The sequence below is a fragment of the Achromobacter kerstersii genome (assembly GCF_902859595.1).
In the GTDB taxonomy this organism is placed as follows: Bacteria; Pseudomonadota; Gammaproteobacteria; order Burkholderiales; family Burkholderiaceae_B; genus Achromobacter; species Achromobacter kerstersii.
The window spans coordinates 440,446-462,056 of the sequence record NZ_CADIJQ010000003.1 but is presented as its reverse complement, the minus strand read 5'-3'; the positions used below and the strand labels follow the sequence as shown (position 1 = coordinate 462,056).

Sequence of the window (21,611 nt, the reverse complement as noted above, 5' to 3'; positions counted from 1 at the left end):
AATGAGACGGACGGGCCTAGTCAGCCCGTTTGTTCTTCCTGCGGCCAGTCGCGCAGCACGGGCGCATCCGGTGCGCCGGGGCCGACATCGCGCAGGTGCTCGTGTTGCAGCAGCGCCATGCGGTAAGCGTCACGATAGGCGCCGTTCGAGAAGAATTCTTCCTTCATCAGCCCTTCGATCTGAAAGCCGCAGCGCTCGTACACGTGCACGGCTGCGGTGTTGTCTTTGTCTACGACCAGATAGACCTTGTGCATGTTCAGCACGCGGAATGCGTAACCGACCGCGATGCGGGTTGCCGCCTTGGCGTAGCCCCGGCCCTGATAGCTGGGCGCGATGATGATCTGGAATTCGGCACGGCGGTGGATGTAGTCGATTTCCACCAGTTCCACCAGGCCGGCGGGTTGGCCGGTGTCGTGCTCGATGATGAAGCGCCGCTCGTTCTGATCGTGCAAGTGGCGGTCATAAAGGGCGACCAGTTCGTCGTAGGCCTCGTAAGGCTCTTCGAACCAATAACGCATGATGACGTCGTTGTTGTTGATCTTGTGCACAAAGTGCAGGTCGCCGCGCTCCAGGGGGCGTATTTTGATATCGGATATGACCGACATAGAAACCTCCGAAAGTGGCGTCATTGTATTCGAAGCCGCCCCAAAACGCCCGTCACATGGGAAATTCAGAATTTTCTTGAGTGTTTATGCGGGTCTTAGACCAGAAGACGCTGGAAAGCATTGGTATTGCTTGATCTAAACCTAAAGAATGTCTCAAAAGCGTAACGCCATACGTCGCTGAAACCGGCCGTCCGCTGATCAAACAAAACAGCGCGCCGCTATTGCTGATCCCGGCGTCGTCTCCAATAATTCCCGGACCCCTGAATCCACGGACTCAAGACCGAGAGGAAACGACATGCACATCCTGGTGGCTGGCTTCCAGCACGAGACCAATACCTTTGCGCCGTCCAAGGCGGGGTATGGCAACTTTGTTCGCGGCGAGGGCTTCCCTGCCATGGTGCGCGGCGAAGCCATGCTGGCGCTGCGCTCGGTCAATATTCCAGCGGGCGGTTTCATCAACGCCATCCAGGCGCAAGGCCATACCGTGCACACGGTGATCTGGGCGGGCGCCAGCCCCTCGGCGCATGTCACGCGCGACGCCTTTGAGCGCATCGCGGGCGAAATCCTGGGCGCCGCTCGGGCGGGCCGCTACGACGCCGTCTACCTGGACTTGCACGGCGCGATGGTCACCGAACACCTGGACGATGGCGAAGGCGAATTGCTGGCGCGCGTGCGGCAAATCGTGGGGCCGGACGTACCGGTTGTGGCCAGCCTGGACCTGCACGCGAATGTCACTGCGCAGATGCTGCAAGAGGCCGACGCGCTGGCCGCCTTCCGCACCTATCCGCACGTGGACATGGCCGATACCGGCGAACACGCGGCCCGGCTGCTGCTGGCCCGCATCGCCGCGGGCAAGCAATGGGCGCGCAGCGAACGCCGCCTGCCCTTCCTGATTCCGATCAACGGCATGTGCACGATGCTGCAACCGTCGCAAGGCGTGTACGACACGCTGGCGCAGCTGGAGCAAACGCCAGGGGTTGCCTCCATCTCATTTGCGCCGGGTTTTCCGGCGGCGGATTTTCCGGAATGTGGTCCCGTGGTGTGGGCGTATGGCACCGACGCGGCGGCGGTCGAACAGGTCACCGAAACGCTGTACCGCCAGGTGCTGGAGTTGGAACCGCAGTGGTCGCCCGACTTTCTTGAACCCGCCGAAGCCGTGCGGCGCGCGCAGGCGCTGGCGGCCGGCGCATCCCGCCCTGTCGTGATCGCGGACACGCAAGACAACCCCGGCGCGGGTGGGGACGCCAACACCACAGGCATGCTGCGCGCGCTGGTCGAAGCCAATGCGCAGAACGCCGCGTTGGGCTTGTTCTACGACCCCGAGGCCGTGCGCACCGCCACCGCGGCTGGCATCGGCAGCACGGTCACGCTGCAACTGGGCGGGCAATCGGGCGTGCCGGGCGACTCCGCCTTTACTGGCGACTTCGTCGTCGAAACGCTATCGCCCGGCAAGCTGCGCTTTGACGGCCCGATGATGCACGGCATGGATGTAGACCTGGGCGCGGTCGCTGGCCTGCGGATTGGCGGCGTGCGCGTCGTGGTCAGCTCCAGCAAGGCGCAGATGCTGGACCGCAACCTGTTCCGCGTGGGCGGCGTGCAGCCCGAGGAAATGGGGATTCTGGTTGTGAAAAGCTCGGTGCATTTCCGCGCCGACTTCCAGCCCATCGCGCATGAGGTGCTGGTGGCCAAAGCGCCGGGGCCGATGCAGGCAGACCCGGCGGATCTGCCGTGGACGCGCTTGCAGCCGGGCATTCGCGTGCGTCCGCAAGGTCAGCCGTTCGAGGGCTGACGGGTTTGGCGTAAGCGTGGATTCCAGCGCTGTCAGGGATGGCCATAGCCTCTGCGACCTGCCCTGGGCTTTGACTCCGGGGCCGGCCGTGGCCCCGGATCACGTCTTACTTCAGCTTGCCCTGGGGGCTGACGAAGTCTTCCAGGGTCAGGCCTTTTTCCTTCAGGATGGCTTCCAGCAAGGGCTGCAACTTGCCTAAGCTTTCCTGCACCGTTTCGCGCACGGTGTCCACGACCACCTGCGTGCTGCGTTCGATTTCAATGTTGACGAAGTCGCCAACCTGCTTGTCCTCGAACACCGTCATGCGGCGGGTTTCGGGAATCAGCCAGACTTCAAACCAGCCTTCCGCCCGGTTCACTTCCGACACGGTCAGGCTCGCGCCGTTGATGGCGATATAGCCCTTGGCGAACACGTACTTGCGGAAGGGTTCGGGGATGCTGAAGCGCATCAGTCGGTTGGTGTCAGACGACTTCACCATCACCACTTCAGACGTGAAGTCCACATGGCCGGACAAGGGGTGGCCGCCGATCTCGGCGCCATCTTTCGCGGCGCGTTCGACGTTGGCGCGATCGCCTTCGGCATAGCTGCCCAGCGTGGTAATGGCCAGGCTTTGCAGCATGACATCAAACGTCGCCTGGTTGTCCGACAGCAGCTCGGTCACGGTCAGGCAGACGCCGTCCGTCGACACGCTGGCGCCGATGGCCAGATCAACGCAAAAACCAGGGGGAAAATCCAGCGTGAAGGTGCGCAGGCCTTCGCGATCCGCGATCTTCGCGATCGTCGCGGTGCCTTGAACAATACCGGTGAACATACGGTTCCTGAAAACGGGGCGGCAGGCCCCTGAAGCAAAACATCAACGTTAACCGATATTTTGCCAGGAGCCGCCCCGCTGGACGCGGGTGGCGAGCGCCACCCCGCGTGCCATCAATGACGGATGGCGATGGTCTTCAAGGTCGTAAAGCCGTACAGCGCCTCAAAGCCTTTTTCGCGGCCGTAGCCCGACTGGCGCGAACCGCCAAACGGCAGCTCCACGCCGCCGCCCGCCCCGTAGTTATTGATGAACACCTGGCCGGCGCGCAACTTGCGAGCCAACCGCATCTGACGGGCGCCGTCGCGCGTCCAGACCCCCGCGACCAAGCCGTACAGCGTGCCGTTGGCGATTTCCAGCGCCTCTTCCTCGGTGTCGAACACCATGGCGGCCAGCACCGGGCCGAACACTTCTTCCTGCGCCAGACGGCTGTTGGGCGGCACGTCGCGGAACAGCACGGGCGGCTGGTAGTAGCCCGCTTCCGGCGCGCCGTCCTTCAGCTGGCCGCGCGCAGCAACCTTCAGGCCTTCGGCTTCGGCTTCCGCCAGGAACCCGCGCACGCGGTCGTGTTGACGGCCGCTGATCAGCGGACCGACGTCCAGGTCTTGCGCGGCCGGGCCCGTGACGGTGGCCGCGAAGGCTTCCGACAAGCGCTTGATCACCGTTTCGTAAACGCCACGCTGAATCAGCACGCGGCTGCCAGCCGAGCACGTCTGGCCGGCGTTCTGGATGATGGCGGCCAGCAGCACCGGCATGGCGGCGTCCAGGTCGGCATCGTCAAACACCACCTGGGGCGACTTGCCGCCCAGTTCCAACGTCACCGGCACATGGTTTTCGGCCGCCGCGTGGGCCACCATCTTGCCCGTCTGCGGCGAACCGGTGAACGAGATGTGGTCGATGCCCGGGTGCGCCGACAGCGCCGCGCCCGCTTCGTGGCCATAACCGGTCACGATGTTCAACGCGCCCGCGGGCAGGCCCACTTCGGCGGCAATTTCGGCCAGCTTCAACAGCGACAAGCAGGCGTCTTCGGCGGGCTTGACCACGCAGGCATTGCCCGCGGCCAGCGCCGCGCCGACGCTGCGGCCGAAGATCTGCAACGGGTAGTTCCAGGGCACGATGTGGCCGGTCACGCCATGCGCTTCGCGCACGGTCAGCACGGTGAAGCCCGGGGTGTAGGGAATGGTCTCGCCGTGCAGCTTGTCGACAGCGCCGGCGTAGAACTCGAAGTAGCGCGCAACGGCGGCGGCATCCGCACGGGCCTGCTTGATGGGCTTGCCCGTATCGGCCGATTCCAGTTGCGCCAATTCCTCCTGGCGGTCCAGCAACGCGAAGGCGATACGCATCAGCAAACGGCTGCGCGCAGCCGGCGCCATCTGGCCCCATTCGCCTTCAAACGCCTGGCGGGCAGCCGTGACGGCGCGGTCGACATCCGCCTCGCCCGAGCGGGCGATCGACTCGAAGGGCTTGCCATCGGACGGGTTCAGGACGGGAATGGTTTCACCGGTGGCCGAGGCCACCCATTGGTTGGCGATAAAGTTCTTCTGAGTCACGATGTGCGGAGTAAAGTAGCGGCCGAATAGCCAGTTGCGGAAAAGGCGCCGACGCGCGCGCAGCCTCCCAGGCACGAAGCAAGGTGCCGGAAAGCGAAGTGTGTGCGGGTGCCCATAAGAGGGATTGCTGTGGGGATTTGTGTGGTGTCTCCCGGCGTACCCGGCAGGCCGGTTACGCCGTCCGCGCGTCAAAGGCGCGGCTGATGTGGTTTGATGGCAAGTTACGGGAGCCCCCTATAACTTGTCAATTGAATTGACAGCTTTTGTCCTAAGCTTCGGGATATTTGGATATGAATACGGGTAATCCCTGATATTTCAGCCATTTACGACGACGCAGGGATTGTTCGGAAGACTGACAAGCCCGGTCCTATTGATGGACCGGCTTCAACTCACTAATAGAAGAGCGCGCCCCAATGAGCAATGTGCGTGACCCGCAGCTGGAATCCCTGCTGGAGGCAGCCGCCCGCCCCCGCCCCGAACTGGACGTGCTGGCCGAAGTGGCGTCGGGCCTGGGCTATGTGCGCGCCGAACGCTTTGCCGAGCGCGTGTATGAAAGCCTGTTCTACGCGATTGCCACCGGCAAGATCGCACCGGGCAACAAGCTGCCCACGGAACTGGAACTGGCCGCGTTGTTCGAGGTATCGCGCCCCGTGGTTCGGCAAGCGCTGGACCGGCTGCGCGAAGACCAATTGGTGGATTCCATTCGCGGCTCTGGCACCTATGTGCGCGCCAAGCCCGACCTGATGGGCGGCATGCCCGCCATCGACCCGGCACGCCGCGTCGGCCACATTCTGGAAGGCCTGGAACTGCGCATGGTGATCGAACCGGAATGCGCCTACCTGGCCGCCCTGCGCCGCAGCGCCGACGACCTGCGCGAAATGGACCGCATGCTGACCGGCTACGAAGAAGCCGACGCGTCAGGCGCCATCGCGCACCACCACGATTACGGCTTCCACCGCGCCATCGCCGCCGCCACCGGCAACCAGCGCTTTGTGCAAGTGCTGAAATCGCTGGAATACGACGTCAGCCACGCCGTCAACGTCATGCGCCACCTGGTCCACAGCGAACCCTGGAAACGCACCCGCGCCGCCATTGACGAACACCGCGATATCTATCGGCTGATTCAGGAACAAGACGCCGACGGCGCGCGTAACGTCATGCGCGCGCATATTGAAAAGGCGAAGAGCCGGATGTTGAATAGCGGGTCGGAGGGGTGATCAGGCGGGCACCAAATGTTCTGTGCGCGCAAAGTCGGTCAGCAAGAGCGACTTAAGCGTTGGTCGGGGCGCCATCAGTGCCAGTCTTGGAGGCGCCGCGCCCACCGCCGACGGTTTGAAGCCGCCTGCGATCAGGCGTTGCGGACCTGCTGATACATCGTCGTCAACAAATTCTGCGTACTGCGTTTGAACGTCCTGCAAAGGCCAAGTCTTCATAGGCTCCTCCATTTGAAACGTTCAGGCAGTCTAGTCAGTTTCATCGAACTGCGGCCTATCAAGAAGGCAATATAGGACGCAATCACGCCCCCACTTCCCTTCGCATGCCCCGGCGCCCTTGCCGCCGCACGAGCAGGTATCATCTGCCCTTATCCCGGCGCCCGCCGGTCACGCCCCGGATGAATAGCCAGATTCGTAGCCAGATACGTAGCTAGACCGGGTTTTTGGAAGGCGGCGCCTTTGAGAACCGCATCAACAAACGGTCTACGCAGAACATGAAATTAGCCACCTGGAACGTGAACTCTCTGAAGGTGCGCCTGCCGCAAGTGCTGGACTGGCTGGCCGCCAATCCTGTCGACGTGCTGTGCATCCAGGAACTGAAGCTCACCGACGAAAACTTCCCCGAAGACGCTTTCAAGGAAGCCGGCTATCACGCCGTCTGGGCCGGTCAGAAGACGTATAACGGCGTCGCCATCATTTCGCGCGTGCCGGGCACGTCCATGGTGCGCAACATTCCCGGCTATGAAGACCCGCAGCAGCGTGTGCTGGCCTTGACTTTCCCCAGCCCCGAAGGCGATGTGCGCGTCGTGTGCGCGTATTGCCCCAACGGGCAGTCGCTGGATTCCGACAAGTACGTCTACAAGCTGGCGTGGTTCGACGCCATGCGCAATTGGCTGGCCGACGAGATCAAGCAGTACCCGCGTCTGGCCGTGCTGGGCGACTACAACGTGGCGCCCGCCGACGAAGACGTGCACAACCCCGAAAAATGGGAAGGCCAGGTGCTGGTGTCCGAACCGGAACGCGCCGCCTTGCAAGGCCTGATCGACCTGGGCCTGACCGATTCCTTTCGTCTGTTCGAGCAGCCCGAAAAGTCGTTTTCCTGGTGGGACTACCGCCAATTCGCCTTCCGCCGCAACGCCGGCCTGCGGATCGACCACGTCCTGCTGTCGGCCCCCTTGGTCAAGCGCTGCGTCGCCTGCGTGATCGACAAGGAACCGCGCCGCAACGAGCAGCCGTCGGACCACGCGCCCGTCGTCGCGACCTTGGAATTCGTCTGAAAATTTTTGCCTGGCGCCGTATTGCACGGCGCTTTAAAGTTCAGGTATAGTTTTGCTCTTGCTTCAATGGGGCGGTAGCTCAGCTGGGAGAGCGTCGCGTTCGCAATGCGAAGGTCGGGAGTTCGATCCTCCTCCGCTCCACCAAATTCCAGACAAGAAAGCCTTGGACACCACAACGTGTTCCAAGGCTTTTTTGTTTTCCGGGCGGACTGCGCGGCGGGGATTTACACCGCGTCCTTATCCAACCGCCGCACCGCCGCGCTCAGCGTCGAAAAATCAAACTCCCGAATACCGCGCCGCGTCAGGCGCATCAGCACGGTAACCAGCACCGGCACAAACGCCGCCAGCAGGAACGATTCCAGCAGAAACGTGGGTTTGTCGCCCGGGGCCGGGAAGAAGAACAGCCCTGCCGCCAGCCCCGCGACGGTCGCCGTCGTTGCCGTCACGCCATCGTGCTTGCGGCTGAACAGGCCATAGAACACGGGGAACGCGGCGGCGGAGCACAGCAGGTCGGCCAGCAGGAACAGGTACAGCACGCTGTAGCCTTGCGAGGCCACGATCATCACCGGAATCGCCAGCAGCAAGACCGCCCAGCGAGCCAGCCGCTTCATGTCCATGCCGTTGGCGTTGGGCATCAGCCGGCGCATGTCGACGGCGACGATGCTCGATACGGCGCTGATTGCCGTGTCGGCCGTGCTCATCACCAACGACAGGCCCAGCGGGATCAACGCAATCACGAACCACGCGGGCGCGTGCGGCATGATGACGCTGAACAGTGCGATGGAACTGTCACCCTGCGGCGCCAGGCCCACGAACGCCAGGCCGAACAGGCCCATCAGGAAGATGAACGGTGCGGCCAGGATGCCGCCCAGCAGAAAACCATTGCGCATCGACCGGGCATCTTTTGCGGCATAAATTCGCTGCCAGTTGCCCTGGTGAAAGATGCCGGTCAGCAAGATGGCCACGAAGAAAGTCAGGCCGGCTTTCACGCCCACGGGGTCGGTCAGGTCCAGCAATTGTGGCGCGCGCGCTTGCAGGGCTTCGATAGTGGGCAGCGCGCCACCCGCAGCTTGCCAGCCGACCACGCACAAGATCACCAGCAACGGCACGATGACCATCATCTGCACCTGATCGGTGAAGATCGACGAGCGCAGCCCGCCGTAGGTGGTGTAGAGCAGCGTCGTGCCCATCACGATGGCGGCGGTGGCCCACAGCGGCACGGGCGCCAGCATGGTGACCAGTTTTGCAATCGCCGTCACCTCGGCCGACAAGGCGATGAACAGGTAGAACAGCATGATGAACAACGCCAGCCCGTACATCGGCCGGCCGTAGCGCGCCATCAGGAATTCAGTCAGCGTATGCCCATGCGGAATCAGTTCACGCATGCGCCGGCCCAGCGGAATCATGACCAGACGCGGTGACATCGAGCCCAGCGCGTAGCCGATCACTGCGGCCAGTCCGCCCCAGGTTGCGGCCTGCGCGGGCGAGAACAGAATCCATGCCCCCAGCGTTGACGCCATCAACGTCAGGATGGTGCCGAACGCGCCCTGGCTGTTGCGGGCCACGATGTAGTCTTCCAGCGAGCCGCGCTTGCGCCGGGTGTACAGGACGCTGGCGACGGCGAAGCCGCCCGAGAACAGCAGCAGCCACATCAAGGCGGTGGATTGGGTCAGCATGAAGTCGGTCCTCCCTGGTCCGGCGGACAGCCGGACGCGCAGCGCAGCGGCCCGTCCGGTAACAGGGGCCGCTGATGAATAAAAGTCTAGGGAGGGCGCACGAACCGTGCGATGTCCTTCCCTTCGCCGGCATTACCCGGATCAGGTTCAAAGGGTTACCGCAATGAAGCGGAATCTCAGCCCAACAGGGCTCCCCCAGGAATTGACCGCAAGAGTAGGAGAGCGGCGCGTCAATGTCAACGCGTGGAATGTGCTAAGTTCGCCCGCTTGCGGCACCCGATTGCATGCGTGCCGGTGAAACCGACGAGCCGATCATGTCCCTTGCACACCCCGCCCCTGCCCTGAACGAACAACTGGTGATTGTCACGGGCGGCGCCCGTGGACTGGGCGCGCACATCGCGCGCGCGTTTCTGCGTGAAGGCGCGCGCGTGGTCATCAACTACCTGAACAGCGCTGACGCCGCGCAGGCGCTGGCCGCCACCGCACCGGGCCGCGCGCTGGCTATCCAGGCCGATGTGCGCGATGCGCAGGCGGTGCAGGCGTTGGTGGCGCAGGCGCAAAGCCACTTCGGCATGCCGGTCACCACCGTCGTCAACAACGCGCTGCCCGCGTTCCAGTTCAATGGCGACGCCCGCCCGCATGCGGACACGTTGACGTGGGACAACCTGAATCAGCAGATCGAAGGCAGCGTGCGGGGCGCGTTGAACACGACTCAGGCGGCGCTGCCCGGCATGCGTGAGGCCGGGGTCGGACGCATCATCAACATCGGCACAAACCTGGTCCAGAACCCGGTCGTGCCGTATCACGATTACACCGCCGCCAAGGCTGCGCTGCTGTCGTTCACGCGGACCTTGTCGCATGACCTCGGGCCCCATGGCATCACGGTCAACATGGTGTCGGGCGGCCTGCTGCGCACCACCGACGCGTCGGCTGCAACGCCCGAAGCGGTGTTCGATTTGATTGCCGCCAGCACGCCGCTGCGCACCGTCACCACGCCCGAACAGTTCGCCGACGCCGTGCTGTTTTTTGCCAGCCCTTGGTCGCGCAGCGTCACCGGCCAGAACCTGGTCGTCGACGGCGGCCTCGTGAAGAACTAAGCGCCATGCTGCATTTGAACCTGTTCATCTTTGGCTGCGGCCACCACCGCGCGGCGTGGCGCCATCCCGATTCGGCGGCCGAACGGCTGGGCGACATCAGCTACTACGAGTCGCTGGCGCGCACGGCCGAACGCGGCAAGCTGGACGCCATTTTCTTTGCGGATGGGCAGTCGATGGACAACATCGGCGACGGCCCACGCTGGTATCTAGAACCGCTGACGACCATGGCCGCCATCGCGCGCGCCACCACGCACATCGGCCTGATCAGCACCGTGTCCAGCACCTTCTTCACGCCCTTTCACGCGGCGCGCATGGTGGCGTCGCTGGACCACATCTCGGGCGGCCGCATGGGCTGGAACGTGGTCACCTCGATGTTCGACGCCGAGGCCCGCAACCATGGCTATGAAGCCATGCCCGGCCATGAATGGCGCTATGCGCGCGCTGAAGAATTCGTCGACGTCGCGTTGCGCCTGTTCGATTCCTGGCAAGACGATGCGCTGGCCATCGACCGCAACGGCGTCTATGGCGTGCCCGAACGCGTGCAACCCATCCATCACCATGGCGAGCATTTTCTGGTCGACGGCCCGCTGACGGTGCCACGCCCGCCGCAGGGCCATCCGGTGCTGTTCCAGGCCGGCGCATCGGACCAGGGCCGCGACTTGGCCGCCCGGCGCGCGGAAGCGATCTATGCGGTCGCCTACGACCTGCCCGCCGCGCAGTCCTATTACCGCGACATCAAACAACGCGTGCTTGCGGCCGGCCGCAGCGCCTTTGTGCCGATCATGCCGGGGCTGGTCACGTATGTGGGGTCCACCGAGGCCGAGGCCCGCGCCAAGCAACGCGAGCTGGACGTACTGCTGCCCAGCGATGCGTCGCTGCGCCAACTGGGCACCTTTGTGCTGCAGGATTGCAGCGCGTGGGAACTGGATGCGCCCGTGCCGCCACTGCCGCCCCTTGAAGATTTCAAGGGGCCCAAAGGCAGGTACGGCACCATTCTGCGGATCATCGAAACCGAACAACCCACCGTGCGCCAGTTACTTGGCCGACTGGCGGCGGGCGGCGGCCATTGCACCATGGTCGGCACGCCAGAACAGATCGCGGACAAGATGGAACACTGGTTCAGAAACGAAGGCGCCGACGGCTTCAACCTGATGCCACCGTCTCTGCCCGGCGGCATCGACGACTTTGTGGAACAGGTGATTCCCGTGCTGCAACGGCGCGGGCTGTTCCGCACTGAGTACGAACATCGCACGCTGCGCGGTCATCTTGGGCTGGAAAGACCTGGCCGGTAATACCTTGCGCAGCGCGCCATAGGGGCGACGGCACCGTTACGTTCTTGAAAGTTACGGGCTGCCGTAGCGGCATCTCCAGCGCCCCCCGAGTTGCGCGAACGCGCGTACACGGCAGCGGAACGACCCTTCAGGGCCTTCATCGCAACGAAATGATAGACACAATTTATCAATTTGTACGAAAGAGGCCCCGCTCAAATTCGCCCTTCAAATCGTGACTCTCCCTGCATTAGCGATTAACTCCCGTTCATTTCTCTAAAGAACTGTTGTTATCTCGCAATAAATCGGAGGTTTTCATATGTGTCTCAAGTAACTGAATCTTAGCCATTAAGGAAGGAGTCAGGGGTAAGCCATCGGAATACGACCCCAATTTGTATATTCCGAACCATTATGTAGTTTTCAGTTTCATGTATTCCGGCGGTGTTCCCTATTGTGGACACCAGGGCTGCTTTCGCAATGCTGAAAGCAGGCAATACAAGCCTTAGAACCGGATGTGGATATGAAACTAACGAAAACTTTGCTCGTAGGCGCGATTCTGGCTGGCATGGCCGGTGCGGCCCAAGCTGAAACGTCTGTCACCCTGTACGGCATTGTCGATCTGGGCCTGACCTATCAACGTGGCAAGGTTGGCACCACGGACGCAAACCGTGGCGTGAACGGCGGCGACTATTCCTCCCGGATCGGCATGAACGACGGCATCCAGAACGGTTCCCGTTTTGGCCTGCGCGGAACGGAAGACCTGGGCGATGGCCTGTCGGCTGTCTTCACGTTGGAAAGCGGCTTCACCGCCAATAATGGCAACCGTTCGCAAGGCGACCGCCTGTTCGGCCGTCAAGCCACCGTCGGCCTGAACAGCGAGCAGTTCGGTCTGCTGGAACTGGGCCGCCAAACCAACATCGCGTCCAAGTACTTCGGCGACATTGATCCGTTCTCGCTCGACTACCTGAACGCCAACATGGGTATGGCTTTCAGCGCGGCCAACACGGTTCGCTACGACAACATGGTCATGTACCAGACCCCGGTCTGGAGCGGCTTCCAAGGCGGCGTGGGCTATTCGTTCTCGACCGATGACGTCGAAGGCCCGACCGGCTTCAAGACCAAGGAAAACAACCGCGCCTGGACGGCCGGCGTGCGTTACGACAACGGCCCGCTGAAGGTGGCCTTGTCCTATGACGTGCAATACCGCAAGCCGAACCAGCCGCAACCGCAGCAGTTCATTATCGGCGCCGCCTACGACTTCGAAGTGGTCAAGCTGTCGCTGGCTTATGGCCGTTCCGAAGACGGCGTTTTCGCCGGCCAGGATTTCTCGTTGATGGGCGGCCGCCAGCAAGCAGGCGGCCCGGCCAACGGCCAGGGCTTCACGAATGGCCGCTTCACGTGGGACGGCCTGCGCATCAACTCATACATGGTCGGCGTAAGCGCCCCCATCGGCGCCGCCAGCAACGTCTTCGCGTCGTGGCAGCGTGCTGATCCGAACAAGAACCTGTACGCCATGGACATCTACAGCCTGGGCTACACGTATGATCTGTCCAAGCGGACCAACCTGTACGCTCTGGCGTCCTACGCCGATGGCGCCGCCTTCATCAACGGTGACAAGATGAGCACGGTTGGCGTCGGCATCCGCCATCGCTTCTAAGCAGGCTGCGGGCCGCCCCAACTGAGCAGAGTCGGGGCGCCCTTGACGACTTAAGCCACCCGGAAACGGGTGGCTTTTTTTATGTGTGGATTTTTTTACCCCGCCAGAGCGGCGGGTGGGGCGTGCTTGGCGGAGGCGGCTTGCGGACGCGCTTTCGGGGCGACCAGGGCTGCGCGTGTACGGGTGCCCGCCTTACGAGTGGCAATCCAGTCGTACAACAGCACGCCGGGGTGGCGCAACAGCACGGCGCCAGCGGCAGCCGCAATGATCAAGGCACTGCTCAGGGTCAGCCAGGACATTCGGGCGCCCTCCTACAAAAACAGCCCGGACTCGTCCCGGGTCAACAACTCGCGTGGGAAATACCCGCTTTTGACTCTTTTGAAGCGCGCTTTTGCGGCGCTCAAAAATGAAATGTACTCCACATTACATGACGAAACGGGGTAAAACCCTGTCATGTCCATGCCATGGAAACCGGGAGAAACAGGTGATGAGCGATTCGGCCGATCCGATGCCGCGCGCCCTGACCACCAAGGGCGAAGCCAGGCGGCTGCGGCTGCTTGAAGTGGCCAGTCAGTTGTTACTGGAACTTGGGTACGCACAAACGTCCATCCAACGCATCGTGCAGCAGGCTGGCGGGTCCGCCGCCACGGCGTATCAGCTGTTTGGCAGCAAGGAAGGCATGCTGGCTGCCGTGCTGCAATTCGAGTTGGACAACTTGCGGGCCGCCGTGTTCCTGAAGGCGCCGCCCGGCCAAGCGGTGGGGCCGGCGCTGCAGCAGTTGGCGGTGCGGCTCTTGACCTATGCGGTGCAACCCAAATCAGCCGCGCTGCACCGGCTGCTGGTGTCGGAATGCCATCGCATGCCGCAGTTGGCGGCGTCCCTGCAACAGGCCGTCGACACGCAAATTCATGCGCCGCTGGAACAGTGCCTGCGCGCCGCGTGTGAACAAGGCGAACTGAAGATTGACGATCCGCGCCAGGCGGCGCTGACGCTCGGCAACCTGATCAACGGCATTGCGTTCCACGCGCGGCTGGTCGGCGGCTATGCCGACGGGCCGCCCGCCGAAGCGCTGGCGACCTGTCATTACGGCATTGATACGTTGCTGCGCGCGTATCAGGTTTAAGGCCGAATCAGGCGGGAGAAGGCAAGCGGGTCGTCACCCGGCGGGGCCTGATGGCCAATCGATGCCCGCGCTCGCAGCACGTCCAGCGGGACGCTGGTATCTAGTCCGCCCTGGTCGTACAGGTATTCGGGCAGATAGCCCGACAGCAGGATGCGTAAGTCCAACGGCAGGCCCGGCACGATGGCGTTGACCATGCGGTAGACCAATGTCGTGCAGTTGGCCGTAACCGTGTGATAGAAGCGCGGCGTCGTCACCAGCGCGTTGGCGGTGTTGACGTAGGACAGAAATAGCTCGCGCATCGCGCGCTCTGGCATGCGCACTGGGTACAAATACACGCTTTCCCCGCGAGGTCCGGCGCGCACATACAGGATGTCGCGCTCTTCGGCCGCCACCACGCTCAATTCGAACTGTTTGAAGAAGCCGCCGATCTCGGAGAATTGTTCGCCGCGTTCCTTGCGGATCTCAACCGAGAACACCACGTGCCGCCCGTCGGAGAAACCGAAGGAGACGAGCGTGTGCGCAATGGCCGGGCCCGCCCAGTAAGACAGCGCCATGTCCACGGACACGAGCTTGTCCAGATCGTATTGCCGCGTTTCCCAGCGGGCGGTGTAGTCGGTGTCCGTACGCCAATCGAAATTGCGCACGTTCTCGAGCGTGACCGTCGAACCTTGCACCGTGCCGCGCAGCATCTTCGCCACGTCGTCGGCCCAGATGCGGTCATTGGACGGCGCAAGCGTTTGCCACCAGCCGGCCAGCAGGACCAGCCCGATCAGATACGCCCACCCTGCCCGCCGCCACGGCCCCGCGCGCCACAACGCCACCGCCGCGCCCAGGCATAGCGCGGCCCACACAGCGGCCGCCGCCCCCTTGCCCCACACGCCGCCCGGCGCCTGATACCACAGCGCAAGACAACCCCACAGCGCGGACGCGGCCACCAGCAGCGTGACCAGCACGCGCCCCACCCCCACCAGCCCCCGACGCAAGCGTCCAGCGCGGCGCACCGGCTTATCCACCAACATGCTTGCCCACAATTTCCAACACGCCGTTGATGACGAATTGAACCCCCATGCACACCAGCAGGAAGCCCATGACGCGCGAAATGGCTTCCACGCCGCTTTGCCCGATCACCGCCACGATGCGGCCCGCCGAACGCAGGCAGATCCAGAACAGCACGCCCAGCAAGGCGAACACGATGATGGGCGTTACCGCCACCACCCACGTCGGATACTGTGGCGTGATCGCGCCATCAATCGAGGCCGCCCCGCTGATGATCATGGCGATGGTGCCTGGCCCCGCCGTTCCAGGCAGCGCCAGTGGCACGAACGCGATGTTCGGCGTGTCGCGCGCCTTGGCGTCGGCGGCCGCTTCCGCCGCCAGCGAGCGCGGTTCGGCAGGCGGGAACAGCATGCTGAAACCGATGCTGACCACGATCAGGCCACCCGCAATGCGCAAGCCCGGAATCGAAATGCCGAACGTATGCATGATCCACGCACCCGCGTAGTAGGTCACCAACATGATGCCGACCACGTAATACGCCGCCTGCGTCACCTGGCGTTCGCGCTCTTTATAAGGAATCTGCGCGCCGAGCGACAGCAGCAGCGTCATCGAGGTCAGCGGGTTGGCCAAGGGCAGCATCAGCGCCAGCCCAAGGCTGGTGAGTTTGGCGAGTTGGATCAGATCGTCAATCATGGGGCTCATAAAAAAAGGAGGCGGCCCATTTACCTGACGGGCCGCTTGCCTGGTTCAACGTTCAATCGTGTAATGCCCTCTACCTTACACATTTCCCGGTGCCTATTGACCCCGACTCCCAAGCTCTTGCTCGGCGGCCTGCTCATTTTGCTGCCCCTGGCCTCGCCCGCGCTTGCCGCCGGGATGAATTGCGCCCAAGCCAAAACGCCGACCGAACTGGCCATTTGCGCCAACGCCGACCTGCTTCGTCAAGACAGTGATTTGTCGGACGCTTACGCCAAGCTTGGCGCTGCGCGGCCGGACGGGCGCGCCGCGCTGCGCGATGAACAACGCGACTGGCTGCGCACGCGCAACCGCTGCGGCGGCAACACCGACTGCATCCGCGACCAAACCCTGCTGCGCCTGAGCGCCTTGCAGGATGGTTTGCGCCGTGCCAACGCCTATGTGCCGGACGAGACCGACCGGCAGGCGCTTGAAGATTTGCGCCAGGCCGTACAAACCGCGAGCCAGACGGATGCCGAGTTTCCGCTGAAGTCCACCTTGGCCGCGCTGTCGGTGAAAACCGGCAAGACGCGCTTCGACAATGTTCGAAGTGACGATGATGATGAAGCCAAATTTCCCACCAAACGCCCCCACGGTGTATCGCAAGATGAATGGGCGGCGCTGCTGGCATCCGGCATCGAGTCAGGCGGCGAGAACGGCGTGGCGTCCTACACCTTGATGGATCTGGACGGCGACGGCCTGCGCGACGTGGTGATCGACTCCTACACCGGCGGCACGGGCTTGTTCTCGGACGTCAGCGCCCTGCGCCGAGACAAAGGCAAATTCACCGCCACCGCAGGCGACAGCAACCGCGAATCCGCCTCCGGCCTGTACACGCTGAATGGACGCGGCTCCAACCAGGCGGCTGACTGGATCACGCTGCGCGGACGCGTCTACGCGGCCTATCGCAACAGCCGCTACGGCGCGGACGATGTCTACCTGCTGCGCCCCTTCCGTGACCCCGGCGACGCCCCCACGCTGACCGTGCGCTACCGCTATCAGCTAAGCATTCCCAAACACCAGAAGCGCGCCGACAAAGAACCGGCCCGCACGCTGGACGACTCCTTGCACGCCGCGCTCACGCAAGCGTTGACGCGCATTGATCCTGAAACCGCGCAAGGGCCCGCCGCCGCCCGCGAGCCGGGCTCTCCCGCCCGTCCGCTCTGCCCCATCCCTGCGGGCGTCAAAGCGGATGATCAGGATGCCTACTACCACTACGGCCCGGGACATTATTCGATCGAGATCGTCGCTGACTTTCCTGTGCAGGTGGGCGCGCGCTGCCATCTCGGGCGGCTGATCGACTGGTTCGGCAGCTACGACGCGAAGTCGGGTCTGTCGGCCTTGATGTGGTTGCGCGATCCGGCGCCGAATGGCAAAGAAGACGAGTTCCAGGTCGAAGGCAGGCGCCACGCCGTCCGCCTTGAAACGTCGTTGCGGCCGATGTTCAGCGGCGACTGATCGCGCCATCACGCGGCTGTCAGCGCGTGCGGCCGGCGCCATAGCGCGCCCACCGGCAACAGCATGCACGCCGCCGCCAGCCACGCGTTCATCTGCAAGCCCAGCGCATCCACGCTGGCCGCGCCCAAGAAGGAACCCGCCGCGATCGCCAGGTTGAACATCGCCACGAAGAAGGCCGTGGCGGCGTCCACCGCGTCAGGCGCCGCCCGCAGCATCCAGATCTGAAGCGACACCGACACGCCGCCATACGCCAGCCCCCACACCACCAACAACAGCGCGCTGGCCGGCGGCCAATGGCCCAGCCCGCCCAGCAGCGCCAGGGTCAGCAGCAAGGTGACGGCAATTGTCATCAAAACGGCGGCGGGACGGCGTGCGGCGGCGGAACCCGCCAGAAAATTTCCCGCCACACCCGCCACGCCATACGCGAACAACAACAGGCCTATCCATTGCTGGCCAAACCCCGCCTGCGTTTGCAGCATCGGCCGCACAAAGGTGTACGCCATGAAATGGCCCGCCACCATGAACAAGGTGATCAGCAAGCCCCGCCGCAACGCCGAATTCGAAAGCAGCCAGGCCAGTTCGCGCGCCGATAAGCCGCGCGGTGCGGGCAGCGGCGGCAAGGCCAGCCAGATCAGCACGAGCACGGCTGCGCACAACACCGCCATCGTCCCAAACGCGGCGCGCCACCCTGCCAGCTCACCAATGAAGGCGCCCAGCGGCACGCCCAGCACCGAGGCCACCGCAACCCCGCCAAAGATGATGGCGGTGGCCACACCCACCGCGTGCGGTGCAACGAGTCTGCCCGCCAGCCCGCCCGCGATCGCCCAGATGCCGCCGATGCAAATGCCCACCAGCACGCGCGCGCCCAACAACCACGGCATGGACGGCGCCAGCGCGCTGGCCAGATTCGCCCCCATCAGCAAGGCCAGCAGCCCGCAAAGCAGCCAACGGCTATCGGTGCCCTTGGGCCGGATGACGATCAGCGGCGCAAACAAGGCCGCCAGAATGGCCGGCACGAAAAGCATCCAACCACCCTCGCCCACCGATACATTCAATTCGTGCGTGATCGGCACCAGCAAGCCCACCGGCAGCATTTCGGTGGTGACCACGCTGAAGGTGGCCAGCCCCACGGCGGTGACGCCCAGCCAGGCGCGCAAGGAAGTTGAAGCCGAATTCGGTCTGCCGGCTTGCGGGGTAGAGGTTTGGGTCATCGTGCGTTGCGTTCCAGAAAAGCCCCATTGCGGGGTCGACCCTTATGCAGTCTACTGTTTCCATTTCGAAGATAAAGCAGGCAACAAGCGCAATACAAGGGACGAACCGTGGACAATCTTTCGTGAACAACCCGCCCCCGCTTCAACGGCTCGATCACATCGGCGACGTCCTCGCCTTCGTGCGCGTGGCCGACGCGCAGAGCTTCACCGCGGCCGCTGAAAAACTGAGCCTGTCCCGATCCGCCATCGGCAAGTGCATTGCGCGTCTGGAGCAAAGCCTGGGCGTGCGGCTGTTTCATCGCAGCACGCGCAGCGTCAGCCTGAGCGACGACGGCCGCCTCTTCTACGAGCACGCGCAACGCATCTTGTCCGAGGTGGACAACGCCACCGACGCCATGGCCAGCCGGCAGCAGGCGCCGCGTGGCCGCTTGCGCATCGACCTGCCTGTCTCGTTGGGCCGCTTGCATGTGATGCCGCTGGTGCGCGGCTACTTGCGGCGTTGGCCGGACGTGGACGCGGACATCAGTTTCTCGGACGACTACACCGATCTGGTGCGCGACGGCATCGATGTCGCCATCCGCATTGGCGGCGAAGCAGACAGCCGGTTGGTGCGGCGCGTGCTGGCGCCCCACCGGCTGATCACCTGCGCTGCGCCCGATTATCTGCATCGCTACGGCGCGCCCGCCACCATCGACGCGCTGGCCCAGCATCAGACGCTGGTCTTCACGCATACCGGGCAACCGGTGCCATGGCGCTTTACCGTTCAGGGACAGGAACGCCAGGTTCCGGTGGCGGGCCGGCTACGGGTGGGCCACACCGAGGCGTTGCGCGACGCGGCCGTGGCCGGCGACGGCATTGCGCAATTGGGCGCGTTCCTGGTGGCCGACGACTTGCGCGCCGGCCGCCTGGCCCCCGTGCTGGAATCCGTGGCCGGCGCGGGCGCGCCGGTGTATGCGGTGTATCCGCATCGGCGGCATCTATCGCCTAAAGTGCGCGTGCTGATCGATGACATCGCCGCTGCCTGGAGCACCGACCTGCCGTGGCGCCCGTACGCGTAACCGATGCGACCCATGCAACCGATGCCACCGATGCAATGAATGCAACCCGTGCAACCCATGCTTCACCAGCCCATTTTTTTGCATCACCCTTCCTGATTATCAATATCCATTAAACTGATGCAATTACCGCGACGGGCCGCGCTGCCTAGCATACAAGCGCCCGTCATCTGCGGCCGAGCCCGCAGCGCACTGACTTTGTGACCCGGAGTTTTCCCTTGAGCGACCTCTATCATTTCAGCCGTGGCACCTCGCCGCTGCTGATTTCCATTCCCCATCTCGGCAGCCAGATTCCCGATGCGCAACGCGCACAGATGACGCCGCTGGGCCTGCAATCCGGCGATACCGACTGGCATCTGGACACGCTGTACCAATTTGCCCAGGCGCTGGGCGCGTCCGTGCTTGGCGCGCGCTATTCGCGTTATGTGGTGGACCTGAACCGCCCGCCCAACGACGAAAGCCTGTACCCCGGCCAGACCAAGACCGGCCTGTGCCCCACGCAAACGTTCCGCGGCGACGCGCTCTATCAGAACGACGCCGTGCTGACGGACGCCGAGCGCGCGCACCGCCTGCAAACGTACTGGCAGCCCTATCACGCCAAGCTGCGCGAAGAACTCGACCGCATCAAGGCCGAACACGGCACGGTGCTGCTGTGGGAAGCGCATTCGATCGCGAGCGTGCTGCCGCGTCTGTTCGACGGCAAGCTGCCCGACCTGAACATCGGCACGTCCGATGGCGCGGCATGTGCGCCCGACATCCTGGCCGCCGTCCGCGAACAACTGGACGGCTGCGCGGACTACACCTGGGCCATCAACGGCCGCTTCAAGGGCGGCTACATCACGCGCCAATACGGCTCGCCGGCCGACAACATCCACGCCATCCAGCTGGAAATGTGCCAGTCCACCTACATGGACGAAACGCATCCCTATGGCTACCGCGCCGATCTGGCTGGCAAGGTCATTCCCGTCGTTGAAGGCATGGTGCAAGCCGCGCTGCGCCAAACCACGGCGCGTCAGCGCTAAGCAACACGCGCCCCCCGCAGCACACCCTAAGCCCCCCTCAGGACACCGCCAGGCGATGAACCGTTTTTCCTTCAGCACGACGGAAAACTATCCGGAATGGAGCCTGCTGCTGACCTGGGTGGCGGTGGTGGAAGCCGCGTCGGTATCCGGCGCGGCGCGGCTCTTGGGCTTGTCGCAAGCGGCGGTATCGCAGCGCGTGAAGCAGCTTGAGGCCGCGATGTCGACCGAGCTGCTTGACCGCAGCACCCGCCCCGCGCGGCCCACGCCCGCAGGCGAACTGCTGTTCGACCATGCCGCGCGCCTGCTCGCGCAAGCGGGCGACATGACGGAAAGCGTGCGCAACCTGAGCCGCGCCAAACGCAACATCGTGCGCTTTGGCTGCGTGGATTCCTTTGCGGGCACGTTGGGGCCAACGCTGATCCACGGCCTGTCGGGCGCGTCGCGCCAGATCCGGCTGTGGTCGGGCATCACGCCCGTGCTGGACAAGCAGCTGGAAGACCGGCAGCTGGATCTGGTCGTCACCACCAGCGCAGTCGCGGGCAAGCCCACCATCAAGAAGTACAGTTTGTTCAGCGAACCCTATGTGCTGATCGTGCCGCGGTCCATGGACATGTCGGCCATCACCACGCTGAAGGAACTGGGCAAGCGCACGCAGTTCATTCGCTATAGCGCCCGTTCGTTCATCGGCGCCGAGATCGACCGTCTGATCGAATCACACGACGTGATGATCGAACGCACTTTTGAATTCGACAACACCGACCCGCTGCTCAGCCTGGTGACTGGCGGCATCGGCTTTGCGATCAGCACGCCACTGTGCATCTGGCAGTCGCGCCATTTTGTGGACCAGCTGCGCGTGTTGCCGCTGGGGCCGTACCTGGGCGTGACCCGCGCGGATGACCCCAGCCTGTCGCGCACCTTGTATCTGGCCGCGCGTCAGCAGGAAGTGGGCAAGCTGCCCACCGAAGCGCGCGACGTGATCCTGATGGCGGTAGAACGCCTGATTCAGAAAGACATCGCGCCGGCGCTCGGGCTGCCGCCTGCCACGCTGTGGCGCAGCATGCGGCGTTAAG

Annotated in this window: 20 protein-coding genes, 1 tRNA gene and 1 riboswitch; of the genes, 12 read left to right on the top strand and 9 right to left on the bottom strand. The window is 63.8% G+C overall.

Annotated features, from left to right (window positions below; genetic code table 11):
- Positions 1 to 20: 20 nt before the first annotated feature.
- Entirely contained in the window at positions 21 to 605 is a 585-nt protein-coding gene (gene speG / locus HV765_RS13550; protein ID WP_006218930.1) for a spermidine N1-acetyltransferase, read from the bottom strand.
- Positions 606 to 900: 295 nt separating this feature from the next.
- On the opposite strand from speG, the gene HV765_RS13545 reads away from it, so the two are divergent.
- Positions 901 to 2,394: a M81 family metallopeptidase gene (locus HV765_RS13545; RefSeq protein ID WP_175169977.1), complete on the top strand. Its 1,494-nt coding sequence runs from the start codon at positions 901 to 903 to the stop codon at positions 2,392 to 2,394.
- Positions 2,395 to 2,500: 106 nt separating this feature from the next.
- On the opposite strand, the gene HV765_RS13540 is transcribed toward HV765_RS13545, so the two are convergent.
- Positions 2,501 to 3,205 (bottom strand): riboflavin synthase, encoded by a 705-nt coding sequence (locus HV765_RS13540; protein ID WP_054426143.1) that lies wholly within the window; start codon positions 3,203 to 3,205, stop codon positions 2,501 to 2,503.
- A 113-nt stretch (positions 3,206 to 3,318) separates the two neighbouring features.
- Entirely contained in the window at positions 3,319 to 4,755 is a 1,437-nt protein-coding gene (locus tag HV765_RS13535) for an aldehyde dehydrogenase family protein (protein WP_175170028.1), read from the bottom strand.
- Positions 4,756 to 5,165: 410 nt separating this feature from the next.
- Between HV765_RS13535 and HV765_RS13530 the strand changes: the two genes are divergently transcribed.
- On the top strand, positions 5,166 to 5,969 hold the full coding sequence (locus tag HV765_RS13530; protein WP_175169976.1) for a FadR/GntR family transcriptional regulator: 804 nt from the start codon (positions 5,166 to 5,168) through the stop codon (positions 5,967 to 5,969).
- Here the strand turns inward: HV765_RS13530 and HV765_RS13525 are convergent, their stop codons facing one another.
- A complete protein-coding gene (locus tag HV765_RS13525; protein ID WP_054426150.1) occupies positions 5,970 to 6,185 on the bottom strand; it encodes a hypothetical protein in 216 nt (71 codons plus the stop codon).
- Between the two features lie 275 nt (positions 6,186 to 6,460).
- On the opposite strand from HV765_RS13525, the gene xth reads away from it, so the two are divergent.
- On the top strand, positions 6,461 to 7,243 hold the full coding sequence (gene xth, locus HV765_RS13520) for an exodeoxyribonuclease III (RefSeq protein WP_054426376.1): 783 nt from the start codon (positions 6,461 to 6,463) through the stop codon (positions 7,241 to 7,243).
- Between the two features lie 68 nt (positions 7,244 to 7,311).
- Positions 7,312 to 7,387: transfer RNA gene (locus tag HV765_RS13515), tRNA-Ala, on the top strand.
- Between the two features lie 80 nt (positions 7,388 to 7,467).
- Here HV765_RS13515 and HV765_RS13510 read toward each other — a convergent pair.
- The gene (locus tag HV765_RS13510) at positions 7,468 to 8,919 is read right to left on the bottom strand and encodes a sodium:solute symporter family protein (RefSeq protein WP_175169975.1); all 1,452 of its coding nucleotides are present in this window, start codon (positions 8,917 to 8,919) and stop codon (positions 7,468 to 7,470) included.
- A gap of 101 nt (positions 8,920 to 9,020) precedes the next feature.
- Positions 9,021 to 9,126, bottom strand: a riboswitch (TPP riboswitch).
- Positions 9,127 to 9,233: 107 nt separating this feature from the next.
- On the opposite strand from HV765_RS13510, the gene HV765_RS13505 reads away from it, so the two are divergent.
- From HV765_RS13505 to HV765_RS13495, 3 genes are all read left to right on the top strand, one after another.
- On the top strand, positions 9,234 to 10,016 hold the full coding sequence (locus HV765_RS13505) for a 3-oxoacyl-ACP reductase (RefSeq protein ID WP_054426378.1): 783 nt from the start codon (positions 9,234 to 9,236) through the stop codon (positions 10,014 to 10,016).
- Between the two features lie 5 nt (positions 10,017 to 10,021).
- Positions 10,022 to 11,308: an LLM class flavin-dependent oxidoreductase gene (locus tag HV765_RS13500; protein ID WP_175169974.1), complete on the top strand. Its 1,287-nt coding sequence runs from the start codon at positions 10,022 to 10,024 to the stop codon at positions 11,306 to 11,308.
- A gap of 496 nt (positions 11,309 to 11,804) precedes the next feature.
- Positions 11,805 to 12,941: a porin gene (locus HV765_RS13495; protein ID WP_054426155.1), complete on the top strand. Its 1,137-nt coding sequence runs from the start codon at positions 11,805 to 11,807 to the stop codon at positions 12,939 to 12,941.
- A 95-nt stretch (positions 12,942 to 13,036) separates the two neighbouring features.
- On the opposite strand, the gene HV765_RS13490 is transcribed toward HV765_RS13495, so the two are convergent.
- Positions 13,037 to 13,240, bottom strand: a complete 204-nt coding sequence (locus HV765_RS13490) for a hypothetical protein (RefSeq protein WP_175169973.1) — start codon at positions 13,238 to 13,240, stop codon at positions 13,037 to 13,039.
- Positions 13,241 to 13,428: 188 nt separating this feature from the next.
- On the opposite strand from HV765_RS13490, the gene HV765_RS13485 reads away from it, so the two are divergent.
- Positions 13,429 to 14,064, top strand: coding sequence for a TetR/AcrR family transcriptional regulator (locus HV765_RS13485; protein WP_175169972.1), 636 nt, complete (start codon positions 13,429 to 13,431; stop codon positions 14,062 to 14,064).
- On the opposite strand, the gene HV765_RS13480 is transcribed toward HV765_RS13485, so the two are convergent.
- Positions 14,061 to 15,083, bottom strand: a complete 1,023-nt coding sequence (locus HV765_RS13480; RefSeq protein WP_175169971.1) for an Lnb N-terminal periplasmic domain-containing protein — start codon at positions 15,081 to 15,083, stop codon at positions 14,061 to 14,063. The two genes, HV765_RS13485 and HV765_RS13480, sit on opposite strands and share 4 nt — an antisense overlap.
- Positions 15,070 to 15,753: a MarC family NAAT transporter gene (locus HV765_RS13475; RefSeq protein WP_175169970.1), complete on the bottom strand. Its 684-nt coding sequence runs from the start codon at positions 15,751 to 15,753 to the stop codon at positions 15,070 to 15,072. Before HV765_RS13475 ends, HV765_RS13480 begins: the two co-directional genes overlap by 14 nt.
- A 105-nt stretch (positions 15,754 to 15,858) precedes the next feature.
- Here HV765_RS13475 and HV765_RS13470 point away from each other — a divergent pair, with 105 nt between their 5' ends.
- Complete coding sequence (locus HV765_RS13470; RefSeq protein ID WP_175169969.1) at positions 15,859 to 17,253, top strand: lysozyme inhibitor LprI family protein; 1,395 nt, start codon at positions 15,859 to 15,861, stop codon at positions 17,251 to 17,253.
- An 8-nt stretch (positions 17,254 to 17,261) separates the two neighbouring features.
- On the opposite strand, the gene HV765_RS13465 is transcribed toward HV765_RS13470, so the two are convergent.
- Positions 17,262 to 18,464, bottom strand: a complete 1,203-nt coding sequence (locus HV765_RS13465; RefSeq protein WP_175169968.1) for an MFS transporter — start codon at positions 18,462 to 18,464, stop codon at positions 17,262 to 17,264.
- A gap of 122 nt (positions 18,465 to 18,586) precedes the next feature.
- Here HV765_RS13465 and HV765_RS13460 point away from each other — a divergent pair, with 122 nt between their 5' ends.
- The 3 genes from HV765_RS13460 to HV765_RS13450 all read left to right on the top strand — a co-directional run bounded on the left by HV765_RS13460 (position 18,587) and on the right by HV765_RS13450 (position 21,610).
- Positions 18,587 to 19,522, top strand: coding sequence for a LysR family transcriptional regulator (locus HV765_RS13460; protein WP_254600557.1), 936 nt, complete (start codon positions 18,587 to 18,589; stop codon positions 19,520 to 19,522).
- Between the two features lie 215 nt (positions 19,523 to 19,737).
- On the top strand, positions 19,738 to 20,541 hold the full coding sequence (gene hutG / locus HV765_RS13455) for an N-formylglutamate deformylase (protein ID WP_175169966.1): 804 nt from the start codon (positions 19,738 to 19,740) through the stop codon (positions 20,539 to 20,541).
- Between the two features lie 55 nt (positions 20,542 to 20,596).
- Positions 20,597 to 21,610, top strand: coding sequence for a LysR family transcriptional regulator (locus HV765_RS13450; protein ID WP_054426174.1), 1,014 nt, complete (start codon positions 20,597 to 20,599; stop codon positions 21,608 to 21,610).
- The last annotated feature ends 1 nt before the right edge of the window (position 21,611 follow it).

Excerpts from the sequence above, each read along its gene's own strand:
- HV765_RS13465 (WP_175169968.1), bottom strand. The coding sequence starts at position 18,464 with ATGACCCAAACCTCTACCCCGCAAGCCGGCAGACCGAATTCGGCTTCA.
- HV765_RS13505 (WP_054426378.1), top strand. The coding sequence starts at position 9,234 with ATGTCCCTTGCACACCCCGCCCCTGCCCTGAACGAACAACTGGTGATT.
- HV765_RS13485 (WP_175169972.1), top strand. The coding sequence starts at position 13,429 with ATGAGCGATTCGGCCGATCCGATGCCGCGCGCCCTGACCACCAAGGGC.
- HV765_RS13510 (WP_175169975.1), bottom strand. The coding sequence starts at position 8,919 with ATGCTGACCCAATCCACCGCCTTGATGTGGCTGCTGCTGTTCTCGGGC.
- xth (WP_054426376.1), top strand. The coding sequence starts at position 6,461 with ATGAAATTAGCCACCTGGAACGTGAACTCTCTGAAGGTGCGCCTGCCG.
- HV765_RS13545 (WP_175169977.1), top strand. The coding sequence starts at position 901 with ATGCACATCCTGGTGGCTGGCTTCCAGCACGAGACCAATACCTTTGCG.
- HV765_RS13450 (WP_054426174.1), top strand. The coding sequence starts at position 20,597 with ATGAACCGTTTTTCCTTCAGCACGACGGAAAACTATCCGGAATGGAGC.
- HV765_RS13490 (WP_175169973.1), bottom strand. The coding sequence starts at position 13,240 with ATGTCCTGGCTGACCCTGAGCAGTGCCTTGATCATTGCGGCTGCCGCT.
- HV765_RS13540 (WP_054426143.1), bottom strand. The coding sequence starts at position 3,205 with ATGTTCACCGGTATTGTTCAAGGCACCGCGACGATCGCGAAGATCGCG.
- HV765_RS13530 (WP_175169976.1), top strand. The coding sequence starts at position 5,166 with ATGAGCAATGTGCGTGACCCGCAGCTGGAATCCCTGCTGGAGGCAGCC.
- HV765_RS13495 (WP_054426155.1), top strand. The coding sequence starts at position 11,805 with ATGAAACTAACGAAAACTTTGCTCGTAGGCGCGATTCTGGCTGGCATG.
- HV765_RS13480 (WP_175169971.1), bottom strand. The coding sequence starts at position 15,083 with ATGTTGGTGGATAAGCCGGTGCGCCGCGCTGGACGCTTGCGTCGGGGG.
- HV765_RS13475 (WP_175169970.1), bottom strand. The coding sequence starts at position 15,753 with ATGATTGACGATCTGATCCAACTCGCCAAACTCACCAGCCTTGGGCTG.
- speG (WP_006218930.1), bottom strand. The coding sequence starts at position 605 with ATGTCGGTCATATCCGATATCAAAATACGCCCCCTGGAGCGCGGCGAC.
- HV765_RS13500 (WP_175169974.1), top strand. The coding sequence starts at position 10,022 with ATGCTGCATTTGAACCTGTTCATCTTTGGCTGCGGCCACCACCGCGCG.
- HV765_RS13525 (WP_054426150.1), bottom strand. The coding sequence starts at position 6,185 with ATGAAGACTTGGCCTTTGCAGGACGTTCAAACGCAGTACGCAGAATTT.